The 16,728-nt window shown below is 70.3% G+C and carries 11 protein-coding genes; 4 read left to right on the top strand and 7 right to left on the bottom strand.

Annotated features, from left to right (window positions below; translation table 11 throughout):
- Positions 1-19 precede the first annotated feature (19 nt).
- From Pmi06nite_RS14575 to guaA, 3 genes are all read right to left on the bottom strand, one after another.
- Positions 20-2,038, bottom strand: a complete 2,019-nt coding sequence (locus tag Pmi06nite_RS14575) for a glycosyltransferase family protein (RefSeq protein WP_203953496.1) — start codon at positions 2,036-2,038, stop codon at positions 20-22.
- A 148-nt stretch (positions 2,039-2,186) separates the two neighbouring features.
- Entirely contained in the window at positions 2,187-3,392 is a 1,206-nt protein-coding gene (locus tag Pmi06nite_RS14570) for an acyltransferase family protein (protein WP_239113901.1), read from the bottom strand.
- Positions 3,393-4,007: 615 nt separating this feature from the next.
- Positions 4,008-5,570, bottom strand: coding sequence for a glutamine-hydrolyzing GMP synthase (gene guaA, locus Pmi06nite_RS14565; RefSeq protein WP_203953494.1), 1,563 nt, complete (start codon positions 5,568-5,570; stop codon positions 4,008-4,010).
- A 160-nt stretch (positions 5,571-5,730) separates the two neighbouring features.
- Between guaA and Pmi06nite_RS14560 the strand changes: the two genes are divergently transcribed.
- On the top strand, positions 5,731-6,201 hold the full coding sequence (locus Pmi06nite_RS14560) for a GbsR/MarR family transcriptional regulator (RefSeq protein ID WP_203953493.1): 471 nt from the start codon (positions 5,731-5,733) through the stop codon (positions 6,199-6,201).
- A gap of 38 nt (positions 6,202-6,239) precedes the next feature.
- Positions 6,240-7,010: an alpha/beta fold hydrolase gene (locus tag Pmi06nite_RS14555; protein WP_203953492.1), complete on the top strand. Its 771-nt coding sequence runs from the start codon at positions 6,240-6,242 to the stop codon at positions 7,008-7,010.
- A 55-nt stretch (positions 7,011-7,065) separates the two neighbouring features.
- Here the strand turns inward: Pmi06nite_RS14555 and Pmi06nite_RS14550 are convergent, their stop codons facing one another.
- The gene (locus Pmi06nite_RS14550; protein ID WP_203953491.1) at positions 7,066-8,736 is read right to left on the bottom strand and encodes an FAD-dependent oxidoreductase; all 1,671 of its coding nucleotides are present in this window, start codon (positions 8,734-8,736) and stop codon (positions 7,066-7,068) included.
- 7 nt (positions 8,737-8,743) lie between these two features.
- Complete coding sequence (locus Pmi06nite_RS14545) at positions 8,744-10,300, bottom strand: succinic semialdehyde dehydrogenase (RefSeq protein ID WP_203953490.1); 1,557 nt, start codon at positions 10,298-10,300, stop codon at positions 8,744-8,746.
- 110 nt (positions 10,301-10,410) lie between these two features.
- Here Pmi06nite_RS14545 and Pmi06nite_RS14540 point away from each other — a divergent pair, with 110 nt between their 5' ends.
- Positions 10,411-12,393 (top strand): beta-propeller domain-containing protein, encoded by a 1,983-nt coding sequence (locus Pmi06nite_RS14540; RefSeq protein ID WP_203953489.1) that lies wholly within the window; start codon positions 10,411-10,413, stop codon positions 12,391-12,393.
- Between the two features lie 7 nt (positions 12,394-12,400).
- On the opposite strand, the gene Pmi06nite_RS14535 is transcribed toward Pmi06nite_RS14540, so the two are convergent.
- Positions 12,401-14,143 (bottom strand): glycerol-3-phosphate dehydrogenase/oxidase, encoded by a 1,743-nt coding sequence (locus tag Pmi06nite_RS14535; RefSeq protein WP_239113899.1) that lies wholly within the window; start codon positions 14,141-14,143, stop codon positions 12,401-12,403.
- Positions 14,144-14,365: 222 nt separating this feature from the next.
- Here Pmi06nite_RS14535 and nagA point away from each other — a divergent pair, with 222 nt between their 5' ends.
- Positions 14,366-15,502: an N-acetylglucosamine-6-phosphate deacetylase gene (gene nagA / locus Pmi06nite_RS14530; RefSeq protein ID WP_203953488.1), complete on the top strand. Its 1,137-nt coding sequence runs from the start codon at positions 14,366-14,368 to the stop codon at positions 15,500-15,502.
- Between the two features lie 32 nt (positions 15,503-15,534).
- Here nagA and Pmi06nite_RS14525 read toward each other — a convergent pair whose 3' ends face one another.
- Entirely contained in the window at positions 15,535-16,653 is a 1,119-nt protein-coding gene (locus tag Pmi06nite_RS14525) for a GuaB3 family IMP dehydrogenase-related protein (protein WP_203953487.1), read from the bottom strand.
- Positions 16,654-16,728 lie beyond the last annotated feature (75 nt).

Raw genomic sequence — 16,728 nt, 5'->3', positions numbered from 1 at the left:
TAAGCAGCCGCCGCCTGCCTCACTTCTGCCTGCCGTACGCCGGAGCATCTTCCATCAGGGCGTTGAAGACCAGGCCGCGCCACTGCTCCTCATAGGACGTGAGGAACGACTGAACGGGCGGCCGCCAGGTGTGCTCGCGCGCGTTCCTGCGGCGCAGGACGTAGTTGAAGCCGTGGGTGCGGTAGATCCGGCCACCGGCGGCCTGCACGGCTTCGAGCAACTGCCCGTCGACGGTCCGCGGGATGGGCCGGAATCCGCCGACCGCGTCGAACATCGCCCGGGTGATCAGCACGGTCCCTCCGGCCACGAAAGGGGCGAAGCGCTCCGTGCCGACACGCCGTCTGATCGTCACGTCGATGGGCTCCAGGTAGACGAATTCCGGGGCGGAACCGACCAGGTCCGCACCGGAGTACAGCTGCGCGAGCAGGAGGTCGGCGAGGTGGTCGGGCCCATACCAGTCGTCGTCGTCGACCTTGGCGAGGAACGTCCCCGAGGCCGCGGCCGCCATCCGGTTGAGCAGTGCCCCGAAGGACAGACCGCCGGGGGCCTCGACCACCGTGACCGGGAGGCTCGTAGCGGGCACCGAGCCGGCCGGCAGCCCGTGGAGCCCCACGATGAGCTCCAACCGCACCCCGCGCTGGCGTTCCATCTGCTGGATCGCGAAAGGGATCATCTCCGGCCTGCGGGTGCACAGCAGGACCGACACCATCGGCTCTGGAGGCACGGGCAGACCGGCCGATGCGGCGATGGCACGCCATCGGGCGACCGCGCCGTGGGCGCGCAGTGCGATCCTGCGCAGCCGGATCGCGGTCTCCTCACGCCGGAGGTCGGACGCGAGGTCCTCCTCACCCACCGCCGCGACCGCCTCGGCCAGTTCGGGCCCGAGGGCGGCGTCGCGAGCCGCGTCGGGCCGCGCGATCACCGGCACCCCGGCGGCGGCGAGCCCGGCGACGATCCTGGCGACAGTTGCGACCGCGGTCCCTGCGGTGACCCCGGAGGCCATCCTGATCGGGGCGGGCCCTGCCCCGTCGCAGGACGGGATCACCACGCCCCTGACGTCCCTGAGGCGGGCCACCTCGACGTCCGTCAGCTCTCCACGCGGCCCGAGCCGTACGAGCACGTCGGAGCCACCGGTGACGGCGAAGTCCGGGCCGAGCACCGCGAGGGGACCCGTGGGGTGCCTCTTGAAGCCGATGGGGTTGATCACGGCCTCGTCGACCGGCGGCAGCGGGCCTGGGTCGGCGTGGTCACGCCCGGCGCCGAGGTCGATGTGGGCACCACCGGCACGCACTTCGGCCCGGTCTCGGCTCCGGCCCCCGTCTCGGCCGCGGTCGTGGTCCCGGTCGTGGTCCCGGTCGTGGTCCCGGTCGTGGTCCCGGTCGTGGTCGTGGTCGTGGTCGTGGTCTCGGCCGAGGCGGAGGAGCAGGTCGCAGCCGGGGGCGTCACGGCGCTCCGGCGGCGGGAGAGTGAGCTCCACAGGTGTCGCGTTGGCGTCGCCGGGCCGCCACTCGTCGGCGTGATCGCCCGCGAGGCCGATCACCGGCTGGCTCATGTGACGGCCCGTCCCGAGAAGGCCGCGCGCCACTGAGGCGATCACCTCGCCCGCCGCGACGGGTTCGGCGAACGACGCGTCGAGGTGCCAGCCCGAGGTCGTACGAGTGATCCGCAGGTCGGCGAGGTGCCGCCAGGCGTCCGACTGCCCGGAGACGGGAATCGGCTCCGTGGCCCATGGGGGCACCTCGGCCAGTGCGACGCGTACCCGTCCGGCACTGGGGAGAAGCCTGTGCATTGGGACGACCCTGCGCAGGTCGCTGAGTGTCCGGACGGCGACGACCACGCAGTCGTACGGCTCTCGCGGCGCACCGGCCGCGTCCGGGACGTGCCACGGGCCGCTGAAGCCGTCGACGACCCGGCCGAGCCACTCCGGGCAGTGGCCGAAACCGGCGCTCGTTCCCCATGTCCGCGGCGCACGGGAGGCGGAACGGACCACCCCGGCCTCCTCCCTCGAATCGCCCTGCTCCGGGTCGCCGGTTCTCATGGCAGCGACTGGGACAGCATCGCGAAACGGGCGGCGGAGCGGCCGTCATGTGCTCGTCCTTGGCCGAACGTTTACGGCCGTCTACGGCCGTAAGGGGCTGTCTGTGGCCGTCTGTGGCCCGAGGCTCACGGGTCTCCGTCCCGGATGATCACCCTTGGGAGGACGCCTCCTGCGGGGACCTCAGCGAACGGCTGATCCGCTTGCCGAGCCGCTGCGCCGGGGCCTCCACGAAGCGGTACGTCAGCCAACTCAAGGTGAGGAGCACGATCAGATACCCCAGGCTGATGGCCGACGAAAGCGCGGCCGGCAGGCCTCGGAGGTCGCCCATCATGGAGTTCAGCCCCCGCAGCAGGGGGTGGTGCAGCAGGTAGATCGAGTAGCTGATCAGGCCGATCCACGTCAGTACGCCGGGGATGGGGCGGCCCCGCCACGCCATCCCAAGGGCGAACGTGCCGCCCGCGAGCGCCATCGTCGTGATCCACACGTCCGGCTGGACCCACCACCAGCCCGCCTGGATCGACCACACTGGAGAGGCGGCCACCAGCGCCGCCGACACCACGACCGGTGTCAGCCCGCCCGTGCCCGCCTCCCAGCGCTGGATGGCCGTCCCGGTGAACATCACCGCGAGGATCGCCGCGCCGAACCAGGGCACGTAGCTGCCGAACATGAGCAGCACGAGCGCCATCAGGCCCAGGGAGTAGGCGGCGGTCGTCCGGAACCGGCCCGAGATCAGGCAGACGAGGCCGGCGAGAAAGATCACGCATGTCACGACGGCCGGCCATTCGCCCGGCAGCAGCGGCGCGGACAACACCAGGCCCGCGGCGACCGCAGCACCACCGAACGCGATGGCCAGCATGCCGCTGCGCCTGTGCACGCCGCCTACGAAGAGCGCGGTGACGATCAGGTAGAACACCATCTCGTACGACAGGGTCCACATCGGATCGGCGACCCCGCCCATGTGGACGACGTCGAGCAGCATCGACAGGTGGGCCGCGACGGATGACGGTCGGCGGGGGACCTCCATGCGCACCGGCACCCAGATCGCCATGACGAGGACGAGCCCGATGACCAGCAGATAGAGCGGGTAGAGGCGGAAGAGGCGGCTGATCCAGAAGGACCTTACGTCTCCCCTGTGTTCCAGGGACGCCGGAATGATGTACCCGCTGACCAGGAAGAACACCAGCACGCCGTACATGCCGAGGTTGAACCAGTACGGCCGCAGCGCGGGCATGAGCCACGGAAGCATGTGCTCGGCCACCACGGCCATCGCACCGATCCCGCGTAACGCGTCCAGCCAGGCGAGGCGGGCGGCCTGTGTACGTGCGGGTGCGATGGCGACCTGTGTGGCAATCACCAGCCTCAACTTACCGCTGACGCCTGACCCACACCCATATGTACGCCTTTTTCACTCCCCCCTGCCACGATCATGCATTTCACCCAAATCACATGATCATGAAACGCCACCCTCACGCGGGCAGGCCAAGGTCACCATTCACGTGGGCAGGCAAGGCCACCTCCCACGTGATCATGCAATTCGTGACAGTCAACTCTCCCCCGCCCACACGCACCCCCTTGCGTGATCATGCAATTGGTGACAGCGGTCGTCGTGCGCGATCAGGAACAAGCCGGTTGCCGATGGGCCGCCGCCGACGAACCTGTGCATGATCACGAAACACATGACCCCAGGTCGGATGCGGCCTTCCCGAACCTGTGCATGATCAACAGATGGAAAGCCGCAGCCCAGGCACCGCATCCACGAATTCGCGCATGATCACGAAAGGAATACGCGCTGGTCAGACGATACGTGACCGAAAGTGCACATGATCACGAACCGGAAAGTGACAGGTCACTGGGGATGCCGCCGAACCTGTGCATGATCACGATGGAGGCATGGGCAGGTCGGAGGGCATTTCCGCGAACCTGTGCATGATCACGCGGGAGGGGTGTGCGTGGGGTGTGTGTGGGGGGGTTACTCCCACTCGATGGTGCCGGGGGGCTTGCTGGTGACGTCGACGACCACCCGGTTGATCTCGCGGACCTCGTTGGTGATCCGGGTCGAGATGCGGGACAACACGTCGTACGGCACGCGGGCCCAGTCGGCCGTCATCGCGTCCTCCGAGGTGACGGGCCGCAGGACGACAGGGTGTCCGTAGGTGCGGCCGTCGCCCTGGACGCCGACCGAGCGGACGTCGGCCAGCAGGACGACCGGGCACTGCCAGATGTCGCGGTCGAGCCCCGCCCGGGACAGCTCCTCGCGTGCGATGGCGTCGGCCTCGCGCAGGATGTCGAGCCGCTCGGCGGTCACCTCGCCGATGATCCGGATGCCCAGCCCCGGGCCGGGGAACGGCTGCCGCCAGACCATCGCCGAGGGAAGGCCCAATTCCTCGCCGGCCCGCCTGACCTCGTCCTTGAACAGCGTCCGCAACGGCTCGACCAGCTGGAACCGAAGATCGTCGGGAAGTCCGCCCACATTGTGGTGGGACTTGATGTTCGCGGTGCCGGTGCCGCCGCCCGACTCGACGACGTCGGGGTAGAGCGTGCCCTGGACCAGGAAGTCCGCCGGGCCGTCCGCGAGGATGGCCCGCTGCTCGTCCTCGAAGACGCGGATGAACTCCCGGCCGATGATCTTGCGCTTCTCCTCGGGGTCGACCACCCCGGACAGAGCCTTGAGGAACCGCTCGGCGGCGTCCACCACCCGGAGCTTCACCCCGGTCGCGGCCACGAAGTCGCGCTCGACCTGCTCGGCCTCACCCTTGCGGAGCAGGCCGTGGTCGACGAAGACGCAGGTGAGGCGATCGCCGATGGCCCGCTGGACGATGGCGGCCGCCACGGCGGAGTCCACGCCGCCCGACAGCGCGCAGATCGCCCTGCCGTCGCCGACCTGCTCGCGCACCGCCGCGACCGCGTCCTCGACGATGTTGAGCATGGTCCACGACGGACGGCATCCGGCCGCCTCGAGGAAGTGCTTGAGGACCGTCTGCCCGTGCGCGGTGTGGAGGACCTCGGGGTGGAACTGCACGCCGTACAGGCCCTGGTCGGGGTTCTCGATCGCGGCGACCGGCGTGGCCTCGGTGGACGCGGTGACGGCGAACCCGGCCGGGGCTCCGGCGACGGAGTCGCCGTGGGACATCCAGACCGACTGCGTGGACGGCAGCCCGGCGAACAGCACGCCGTCCCCGAGCACCTGCAACGAGGTGCCGCCGAACTCCGCGACGCCCGTCCTGTTCACCGTCCCGCCCAGCGCCTGCGCCATCGCCTGGAAGCCGTAGCAGATGCCGAAGGTGGGCACACCCGTCGCGAACAGGCCGTCGGGGACCGGCGGGGCGCCCTCGGCGTACACGGACGAGGGGCCGCCCGACAGGATGATCGCCTTGGGCTTCCTGGCCAGCATCTCCGCCACCGGCATCGTCGACGGGACGATCTCGGAGTAGACGTGACATTCACGCACCCGGCGAGCGATCAGCTGCGCGTACTGCGCGCCGAAGTCGACCACCAGGACCGTGTCGAACTCAGACACCGGAAGGACCCCCAAAGGAAACGAGCGGTGTCGCCAGTCTATCGGCGCGGTTCCCCCGACCAGCCCCGACACTTCCCCGCCCGGGTCGGCGGGGATCGCGCCTCATCCTCTCCACTCGCAAAATCCAAATGACATTTATTTGTGTTATCTGCGTCATCTCAGTTATAGTCGTCACATGACCACTCCCGATGAGCTCGCCTTCACCGATCGCATGGCCCACTTCTACGCGCGGGAGTACGGCTTCCCGCCCGTGGCCGGCCGAGTGCTGGGCTACCTGCTCATCTGCCGGCCTCCCCAGCAGACCATCGACGAGATCGGCGCGGCCCTGCTCGCGAGCCGCAGCGCGGTCACGGGGGCGGTCACCCTCCTGGCGGGCCATCACGTCGTGCGCCGGTCCCGGTCGGCGGGGCAGCGTGTGGACCACGTCACCCTCGATCCCCGAGCGCTCGACCCCACGGGTTTCGCGGGCGCGACGTATCAGGAGCAGGCGACGCTCGCGCGTGAGGCGCTGGACCTGCTCGAGGAGGGCCCCTCCGAGCGGCGCTCGATGCTCGAGGAGGGTGCCGCCTTCTACGACTTCCTCGCCGAGCGGATGCCCGCCCTGCTCTCCGAATGGCACGCCCGGCGCGACGCACGTCACCGCTGATCACCCCTTGCGGGCACCCGGACGAAAGGCAGCCCCCCATGTCTCGTCAGCTCACCATTCCGGCCGCGGACACCCGGCTCGACGGCACCGAGACTCCCGGTGAGGGTCGTCCGCTGCTCTTCCTCAACGGCGGGTTCGCGACGCAGCGGCACTGGAACGGCGTCATCCGGCGCCTCGGCGGCAGGCACCGCACCGTCACGTTCGACGCACGGGCACGCGGGAAGTCGGGCACCTCGGCCGACTACTCCATCCGTGGCGCCATCGACGACATCGGCCGCGTGATCGAGGCGACCGGGATCGAGCGGCCGGTCCTGGTGGGGTGGTCCCACGGTGCGACGATCGCGGTGCGGTACGCGGCGGAGCACCCGGAGCAGGTCGCCGGGCTCGTGCTCGTCGACGGCGCCTACCCGATCTCCATGTTCGACGAGGCGGGCAAGGGAGCCGTGCGCAAGCAGTTCCGCCGGCTTGGCTGGATCATGCGCATCATGGCGGCCCTGGGCCGTTCGGCCCGGATGACGCCCGCCGAGTCGGCCGAGATCGTCATCGAGGTGGACTCCATGAACGGCGAACTCGGCCCCGACTTCGAGGCTTTGGAATGCCCGGCCGTGTATGTCGTCGGCACCGGACCGCACTCGGGCGCCTCGGAGGAGGAGATGCGCACGATGCGCGCCACCGCCGCCGAGGCGGTGTCGATGAACGAGCGCGTGTCGGTGTTCGCGACGACGCCCGGCAACCACGTGCAGATCCTGAGCAAGAACCCCGGCACCGTGGTCGCCGCCATCGAGGACGTCCTCGCCCGGGCCTCCTGAGAGGACGCCGCCATCGAGGACGTCGTCGCCCGGGCCTCCTGAGAGGACGCCAGGACTAGGTGATCTCCACGATCGGCAGCCGGAGCGCTCCCGGCGCCGCCGCCGGCACGACCGGATGGAGCGGCGCGACCGGCGAGACCCTCGCGTAGGCGGATCCGACGGCCGGGCGAGGGTCGGGCTCTCCCTTGTTCGGCCACAGCGCCATGGCCCGCTCCGCCTGGGCCGTGATGGTGAGCGAGGGGTTGACGCCCAGGTTGGCGGAGATCGCCGACCCGTCGACGATGTGCAGGCCCTCGTACCCGTAGACCCGGTGGTAGGCGTCGATCACACCGCTCTCCGGGGAGTCGCCGATCGCGCAGCCGCCGAGGAAGTGCGCCGTGGCCGGGATGTCGAACAGGTCCAGCCAGGAACCGCCCGGCATACCGCCGATCTCCTCGGCGGCCAGCCGTGCGGCCTGGTGCCCCGCGGGGATCCAGGTGGGATTGGGCTCGCCGTGGCCGGGATCGGCCCGCAGACCGCGCCCCCGGAGGGAGACCGTGACCGAGTTGTTCTTGGCCTGCATGACGAGGGCGATGACGGCCCGTTCCGACCATCTCCGGTGATTGAACAGCCGGGGCACCAGATGGGGCCGGCGGAGGGCCGCGCCGAGGAATTTGAGCCAGCGAGGCACCCTGCCCCCGCCGTCGACGAGCAGCGTGCGGAGCATGCCCATCGCATTGGAGCCGTCGCCGTACCGGACGGGTTCGATGTGCGTCTCGGCGTCGGGGTGGATCGACGAGGTGATCGCCACCCCGCGGTTGAGCTTGTCCCCCTTGACCGTCAGCCGCTCGAACCCGAGCAGGGCCTCGGAGTTCGTCCGGGTCAGGACGCCGAGCCGAGCCGAGAGCCCGGGCAGGGTGGTCGCCCTCAGGTGGTGCAGCAGCCGCTGCGTGCCGTACGTGCCGGCGGCGAAGACGACCTGCCGCGCGGTGAAGGCGCGGCTCCCGCCCAGGGAACCGGTCCTCCTGGCCGTGACCTCGTATCCGCCGTCGACCGGGCGCACGCTCCTGACGGTCGTCTCCGGGTGGACCGTCGCCCCCGCGCTCTCCGCGAGGTGGAGGTAATTCTTGACCAGCGTGTTCTTGGCGCCATGGCGGCAGCCCGTCATGCACTCGCCGCACTCCAGACATCCCCGCCTCCGCGGACCGGCCCCGCCGAAGTACGGATCGTCGACCTCGACGCCGGGAGCGCCGAAGAACACCCCCACGGGAGCGAGATGGAAGGTGTCGCCGACCCCCATCCGCTCGGCCACCTTCCGCATGACCTCGTCGGCGGGCGTCACGGTCGGGTTCCGCGTCACCCCCAGCATCCGCTTGGCCTGGTCGTAGTAAGGGGCGAGTTCGCTCTTCCAGTCCGTGATGCGGCTCCACTGGGGGTCGTCGAAGAAGGGGTCCAGGGGCTCGTAGAGGGTGTTCGCGTACACGAGCGAGCCGCCGCCCACCCCCGCCCCGGCGAGGACCATGACGCCGCTTCCGCCGCGCAGCAGGTGGATCCGCTGGATGCCCTTGAGACCGAGCCGCGGGGCCCACAGGAAGTCCCTGGCCCGCCAGGACGTCTTGGGAAGCGTGCCGTCCTCGAACCGCCTGCCGGCCTCCAGGACGCCGACCGAATAGCCCTTCTCCGTCAGGCGGAGGGCCGTCACGCTCCCGCCGAATCCCGACCCGATGACGACGACGTCGTAGTCCATGACAGTCCTATTTGAGGTGAAGCCGCTTCATCGTCTTGAGGACGCCGGCGAGGGTGTCGGCGTAGGTGTCGTACGACAGGCCGAGCATCGGCTCGAAGCCGAGCCACGACGCCTGGCTGGCGACGGTCTGGACCTCGGTGTATTTGAGCAGGCCCTCGCTTCCGTGGCGGCGGCCGAGGCCGGAGGCCTTCATGCCGCCCATCGGGGCGTCGTAGGACGCGTAGGCCGAGCCGTACCCCTCGTTGACGTTGACGGTGCCCGCCTTGACGCGGGCGGCGACCCGGCGGGCCCGCCCGAGGTCGCGCGTCCAGACCGAGGCGTTCAGCCCGTACGGCGTGTCGTTCGCGAGAGCGACGGCCTCGTCCTCGGCGGAGAACCGGTAGAGGGCGACGACTGGGCCGAAGGTCTCGTCGCGGCACAGGTCCATGTCCTCGGTGACGCCCTCGACGACCGTCGGCTCGTAGAACAGCGGCCCGAGGTCGGGCCGCGCGCGGCCTCCGGTCAGCACCTTCGCGCCCTTGGCGACGGCGTCGGCCACGTGATCGGTCACCGCGTCGAGTTGCCGCCGGTGTGTCAGGGACCCCATCTGGGTGTCCCAGTCGAACCCCGCGGCGATCTTCATGTTCTCCACCGCCCGGACGAACTTGTCCCGGAACGCGTCGGCGACCGATTCCTGCACGTAGAGCCGCTCGATCGAGATGCACAACTGGCCGGCGTTGGTGAAGCACGCCCGGATGGCTCCCTGCGCGGCCAGGTCGAGGTCGGCGTCGTCGAGCACGATCATCGGGTTCTTGCCGCCCAGTTCCAGCGAGCAGCCGACGAGCCGGGCGGCGGCCTCGGCGGCGACCTTCCTGCCACCCCTGGTCGATCCGGTGAACGCCACGTAGTCGGCGCCGTCGATCAGCGGACCGCCGACGTCCTCGGGGTCGCCCAGCACGACCTGCCAGATGTCGCGCGGCATGCCGAGTTCCACGAGCAGGTCGATCGTCCAGAGGGTGGACAGCGCGGTCTGCGTGTCGGGCTTGTGGACGACGGCGTTGCCCGCGATCAGCGCGGGGACCACGTCGGTCACCCCCAGGGACAGCGGGTAGTTCCACGGGCTGATCACGGCCACGGCGCCCTTGGGGTGGCGAAGCTCGGTCACCCGGGTGGCGACCGGGAAGATGCCCCGGCGGCGCTGCGGTTCCAGCAGCCCCGGCGCGCGCCTGGCGAAGTAGAGGCTGCATCCGGCCACGTCGAGAACCTCCTCGAACGCGTGCCGCCTGGCCTTCCCCGTCTCCGTCTGGACGATGTCGAGGATCTCGTCGCGACGGTCGATCATCGCGTCGTGCAGGCGCAGGAACGGCCTGGTCCGCTCCCGGGCGGGCAGCGCGGCCCACGCCTCCTGCGCGGCCCTGGCCTTGGCGTACGCGGCCCTGACGTCGTCGGCCGAGGAGATCGGGATGTCGGCGAGGGGCTCACCCGTGAACGGGACGGCGATCTGCCGGGTCTTGCCCTCCGAGGTGACGTGCGCGAGGACTCGATCGACCATGGCGCTGTCGAGCGTCCGAATCGTGGCGGCCATGGCGGAAGAATATTCCGGGGACCCCACTAAAGCTACTGGTTGGTAAAGCAACCTTCAGGCGGCCCCAAGGAACGCTCGAACCGAAGCCCGGCGCGATACGTCCTAGGGGCATGAGGACATCGATTCGTACGGCGGGCGCCATCGCCCTGGCCGGGCTGCTCGCCACGGCGTGCTCGGAAGGCCGCGCGGCGGAGGCTCCTCCGCGTGTCGACCTGACCGACAAGGTCTCCCTCGTCTCATACACGAGTTGCGACGACATGCTGAACGACATCCGGCGCAAGACCGCCGAGAACGCGACTCCCTGGGGCGTCGGAGGCCCCGCCGTCTACGGACGGGCGTTCTCGGAGGCCGCCGACGCGATGCCCGCGGCGACCGCCGCCAAGGGAGCCGTCTCCGACCAGTCGTACTCGACGACCAACGTCCACGAGGCCGGGGTCGACGAGCCCGACCTGGTCAAGACCGACGGCCAGCGGGTCATCACGGTCAGCCAGGGCCTGCTCCGCGTCGTCGACATCGAGAGCCGCCGGGTGACCGGCACCCTGCGTCTCGTCCCCAAGGAGCAGGCCTGGGCACAGGCCGATCTGCTGATCTCCGGCAACCGGGCGCTGGTGCTGTTCGAGGGCGTGGGGGGGATGATCCCGCTGGGCGCGATGGCCAAGGTGATGCCGGGACCGGCGGGGCCCAAGTACGTCCTGGTCGACCTCTCCGGCCGGCCGAAGGTGTTGTCCACGATGACCGCCGACGGCATGCACGTCGACGCCCGCCAGGTCGGGTCGACCGTCCGGATCGTCGTCAGGTCCCAGCCGAACATCACGCTCCCTCCCCCCAAGCCCGACATGCCCGAGTCCGAGTTGCTCGAGCGCAACCGCAAGGCCGTGCTCGCCGCGCCGGTCAACGCCTGGCTGCCCGCCTTCCAGATCAAGGGCGACGGGGTCACCCGTACCGACGCGGTGAAGTGCGAGAAGATCAGCCACCCGGCCGAGTACACCGGGACCTCGATGCTGACCGTCCACACGATCGACCTCGCCGCCGACCAGACGTTCTCCCCCGACTCCCCGATCAGCGTGGCCGCCGACGGCGACACCGTGTACGGCACGGCGACCAGCCTCTACGTGACCAGCAACCCCCGCTGGTGGCTGCGGCCGATGGTGATCGACGACATGCCGATGCCGACTCCCCGAGTGACGGGGAAGCCGCGCAAGCCGGCACCGACGCCGACCACGCCCCCCGAGCGCACCGAGGTGCACCGGTTCGACATCACCGCCGCGGGGTCCCCCCGCTACGTCGACTCGGGCTCGGTGCCCGGGCGCCTGCTGAACCAGTACTCCCTGTCGGAGAGCAAGGGCAATCTCCGCGTGGCCACGACGTCCAACTCGGAGACCTTCGGCGGGGCCCGTGAGACGAGCGAGAGCGGGGTCTACGTCCTCGACGCGGCGAGCCTGTCCCCGGTCGGCTCGGTGACGGGACTCGGCAAGGGCGAGCGCATCTACTCCGTCCGGTTCATCGGCGACGTCGGCTACGTGGTCACCTTCAAGCAGACCGACCCGCTCTACGCCTTGGACCTGCGGAATCCGGCCGACCCCAAGGTCACGGGCCAGCTGAAGATCTCCGGCTACTCGGCCTACCTGCACCCGGGCGGCGAGGGGCGCCTGCTCGGCGTCGGCCAGGAGGCCACCCAGTCGGGCCAGACGATCGGCACCCAGATCTCCCTGTTCGACGTCAGCGACCCGGCCAGCCCGAAGATCGTCTCCCGGTTCCTCCAGGAGAAGTCCGGCTCGGAGGCCGAGTGGGATCCGCACGCCTTCGTCTACTGGCCGCAGTCGGGCCTGGCGATGTTGCCCCTCCAGAGCTGGGGCGGCGACGTCATCGAGGGCAGTTCCGCCCTCGTGCTCAAGGTCGGCGACGGCGGGATCGACAAGGTCGGCCTGATCAGCCATCCCAGCAAGACCGTGCAGGGCTCGTTCGCACCGGTCGACCAGGGCATCCGCCGCTGCATGGTCATCGGGGACGCCATCTGGACGGTCTCCGACGGCGGCCTCAAGGTCAGCGACGCGACGAGCCTCGCCGACCGGGCATGGATCCCCTTCGTGTGATCCGGCGTCAGACGCCGTGACCCTCCGGGAGGGCGACGGGAACGATCTCGGGAGCACCGAGACGGATCGCGTCGGCCTCCTGGTCGGTGTCCTGCTCCTGCGAGGCCCGTTCGGCCTCGACCCTCTTGGTGAAGTACTCCACCTCCCGCTTGACCTGCTCGGTGTCCCAGCCGAGCGGCTTCGCCATGAGCTCCGCGGCCTCCTGCGCGACGGCGGCGCCGCGGTGGAAGGTCTCGATCGAGATGCGGGTCCGGCGGGTCAGCGCGTCGTTGAGGTGGCGGGCGCCCTCGTGGGTGGCCGCGTGGACGATCTCGGCACGCAGGTAGTCGTCGGCCCCCGCGAGGGGCCGTCCCAGCGAGGGATCCCGCTCGATCAGCTCGAGCACCTCGTCGATCATGGAACCGTACCGCTGGAGCAGGTGCTCGATCCGCGCGACGTGCAGACCGGACGAGCGGGCGAGCCGATGGCGGGAGTTCCACAACGCCCGATAGCCCTCCGCCCCCGCCAGGGGGATCTGGTCGGTGCAGGACGGGGGCACGCGCCGGTCGAGGCCGTGCGCGACGGCGTCGACCGCGTCGCCCGCCATCACCCGGTACGTCGTGAACTTGCCGCCGGCCACCATGACGAGGCCGGGGACGGGGTGGGCCACCACGTGCTCACGCGAGAGCTTGGACGTCTCCTCCGACTCGCCGGCGAGCAGCGGCCGCAGCCCGGCATACACACCTTCCACGTCGTCCCTGGTCAACGGCACCGCGAGGACGGAGTTGACGTGGTCGAGCAGGTAGTCGATGTCCGTCCGGGAGGCGGCGGGATGGACCTTGTCGAGTGTCCACTCCGTGTCGGTGGTGCCGATGATCCAGTGCCGGCCCCAGGGAATCACGAACAACACCGACTTCTCGGTGCGCATGATGATCCCCGTCAGGGAGTGGATGCGGTCGCGCGGCACCACGAGGTGGATGCCCTTGGACGCCTTGACGTGGATCTGGCCGCGCCCGCCGACGAGTTCCTGGACGTCGTCGGTCCAGACCCCCGTCGCGTTGACGACCTGGCGGGCCCGGACGTCGAACTCGGTCCCGCTCTCCAGGTCGCGCACGCGGACCCCGGTGACGCGCTCGCCCTCGCGCAGGAAGCCGACCGCCTGGACCCGCGACGCCACGTCGGCACCGTATGTCGCGGCGGTCCTGAGCATGGTCATCACGTATCGGGCGTCGTCCACCCCGGCGTCCCAGTACTGCACCGCGCCGGTGAAGGCCGAGCGCTTGAGCGCGGGGGCGATCCGCAGGGCCCGCCGCCGCGACAGGTGCCGGTGGCCCGGCATGCCCCGGCTGAAGCCGAAGGAGAAGCCCAGCGTGTCGTAGAGCGCGAGCCCCGCCCCCACGTACGGCCGCTCCCAGCCCGGGTGGGTCAGCGGGAACAGGAACGGCACCGGCCTGACCAGGTGCGGCGCGATCCGCTGGAGCAGCAGGGCCCGCTCCCTCAGCGCCTCTCTCACCAGATCGAAGTTGAGTTGCTCCAGGTAGCGCAGACCGCCGTGGATCAGTTTGGACGAGCGCGAGGAGGTCCCGGAGGCGAAGTCCCTCGCCTCGACGAGACCCACCGACAGGCCTCTCGTCACGGCGTCGAGGGCGACACCTGCACCGACGACACCGCCGCCGATCACGACCACGTCGAGTTCCTGCGATTGCATCCGGTCAAGGGCGGCGGAACGCTCTGTGGGGCCGAGCGCTGCGGTGCCCATCCGCGCGGTCATAGGGCTCCCTCGGTACGGCTTTCGCCTGTGCGGTCGTTTTCTACCCGTAGGTTCTGACCAGCAAATCCTACTTCCACCCCTCACGCCAAATGATCTTCATCGCCCGGTCGGCACGAGGAGATCAGGCACGACGCGCCGGATCGATGCTGGTTTTTTGCTATAAACGAGCCGTTCCACCTCCCCCGATCTGTGATCCCGGCCCCCGGGCGGAAAGATGGGCTCATGAGCCTCACTGTCTCTGATGTTCGCCTCGTGACGCCGGAAGGGGTCCACGACGGCTGGCTGACCATCGAGGACGGCAAGATCACCCATATCGGCCGAGGCCAGGCGCCCGGCAACGGCCGGTCTCTGGGCGGCCGGACGGTCGTCCCGGGTTTCGTGGACGTCCACACGCACGGCGGGGGCGGCGGCTCCTACCCGGAGGGCGATCCGGAGAAGGCGGCCGAGGTCGCCGCGTTCCACCTCGGACACGGCACCACCACCACACTGGCCAGCCTGGTCACCGCTTCACCCGCCACCCTGGCGCGTACGGCGTCCGCCCTGGCCGATCTCTGCGAACAGGGGCTCATCGCCGGCATCCACTTCGAGGGTCCGTACATCTCGAAGGCCCGCTGCGGCGCCCACGACCCCGCGCTGCTGCGCGAGCCCGACCGGGCGGAGTTCCGGGAGTTGGTGCGGGCCGGCCGGGGCCACGTCCGCATGCTGACCATCGCGGCGGAGTTGCCGAACGCGCTCGACGTCATCAGGGACGCCGCGGCCGAGGGTGTGATCGCCGCACTCGGCCACAGTGACGCCACCTACGAGCAGACGCTCGCGGGGATCGAGGCGGGCGGCAGCGTCGCCACCCACCTGTACAACGCGATGCCGCCGTTGAGCCACCGCGATCCCGGCCCGGTCGCGGCCCTCCTCCAAGACGATCGGGTCACCGTGGAACTCATCAACGACGGAGTCCACGTCCACCCCGCGATGTTGCGTCTCGCCGCGCACGAGTCGGGCCCCGCAAGGACGGCGCTGATCACCGATGCGATGGCCGCGGCCGGCATGGGCGACGGGCGCTACCCGCTCGGCCCGATGACCGTCGACGTCGAGAACGGCGTGGCGCGCCTGTCCGAGGGCGGCACGATCGCCGGAAGCACGCTGACCATGGACGTGGCCTTCCGCCGCACGGTCCGTGAGATGGGCGCCTCGCTCGTCGACGCGTCCACGATGGCCTCGCTGACCCCGGCGCGGGTGCTCGGCCTCGACGGCGAGATCGGCTCGATCACCGTCGGCAAGTACGCCGACCTGGTCGTCCTCGACGAGGATCTGCGCCTCGACGGCGTCATGAGGCGCGGCGTCTGGGTGCGGGAACCCGCGTGATCACCCGATCACGCGGGGCCCGCTCCCGTTGATCAGGGCTGCGGAGGGGCGACGACGACCTCGACGCGCTGGAACTCCTTGAGGTCGGAGTAGCCCGCGGTCGCCATCGTGCGGCGCAGCGCACCCATGAGGTTCATCGAGCCGTCCGCCACCGACGACGGGCCGTGCAGGATCTGCTCCAGCGTCCCGATCGTGCCGAACTCGACCCGCCTGCCACGCGGCAGGTCCGGGTGGTGCGCCTCCGACCCCCAGTGGAAGCCGCGGCCCGGGGCCTCGGCGGCCCGGGCGAGGGGTGAGCCGACCATGACGGCGTCGGCGCCGCAGGCGATCGCCTTGGCGATGTCCCCCGAGCCGCCCATGCCTCCGTCGGCGATGACGTGGACGTAGCGGCCGCCCGACTCGTCCATGTAGTCGCGGCGGGCCGCGGCCACGTCCGAGATCGCGGTCGCCATCGGCACGACCACGCCGAGCACGTTGCGGGTGGTGTGCGAGGCGCCGCCGCCGAAGCCGACCAGCACGCCGGCCGCGCCGGTGCGCATCAGGTGCAGCGCGGCGGTGTAGGTGGCGCAGCCGCCGACGATGACGGGCACGTCCAGTTCGTAGATGAACTGCTTGAGGTTCAGCGGCTCGGCCCGCCCCGACACGTGCTCGGCCGAGACCGTGGTGCCGCGGATGACGAAGATGTCGACGCCGGCGTCGATCACGGCCTTGTGGTGCTGCACCGTCCGCTGGGGCGACAGCCGTACCGCCGTGGTCACGCCCGCCTCGCGGATCTCCCCGATGCGCCGGGCGATCAGCTCGTCCTGGATCGGGGCAGTGTAGATCTCCTGGAGGCGGCGGGTGGCGGCCTCCTGGTCGAGGGTGGCGACCTCCTCGAGCAGCGGCGCGGGGTCCTCGTAGCGCGTCCACAGACCTTCGAGGTCGAGGGCGGCGAGGCCGCCCAGCCTGCCGATCTCGATCGCGGTCCTGGGCGAGACGACGCTGTCCATCGGGCTCACCACGAGCGGAAGCTCGAACCGGTAGGCGTCGATCTGCCAGGAGATCGAGACCTCCTCGGGGTCACGGGTGCGCCGGGAGGGCACGATGCCGATCTCGTCCAGCGCGTACGCACGACGGCCGTTCTTGCCGCGCCCGATCTCCACCTGAGTCATCTCGCCTGCTCTTTCCATTCATGTGCGTACGGCTCCCGCCGGGCGCGAAAGCCGTACCGAGCCCGTATCGATACG

The sequence above is a fragment of the Planotetraspora mira genome, from assembly GCF_016863275.1.
Lineage (GTDB): Bacteria > Actinomycetota > Actinomycetes > Streptosporangiales > Streptosporangiaceae > Planotetraspora > Planotetraspora mira.
This window is presented reverse-complemented; position numbering and strand designations above follow the sequence as displayed.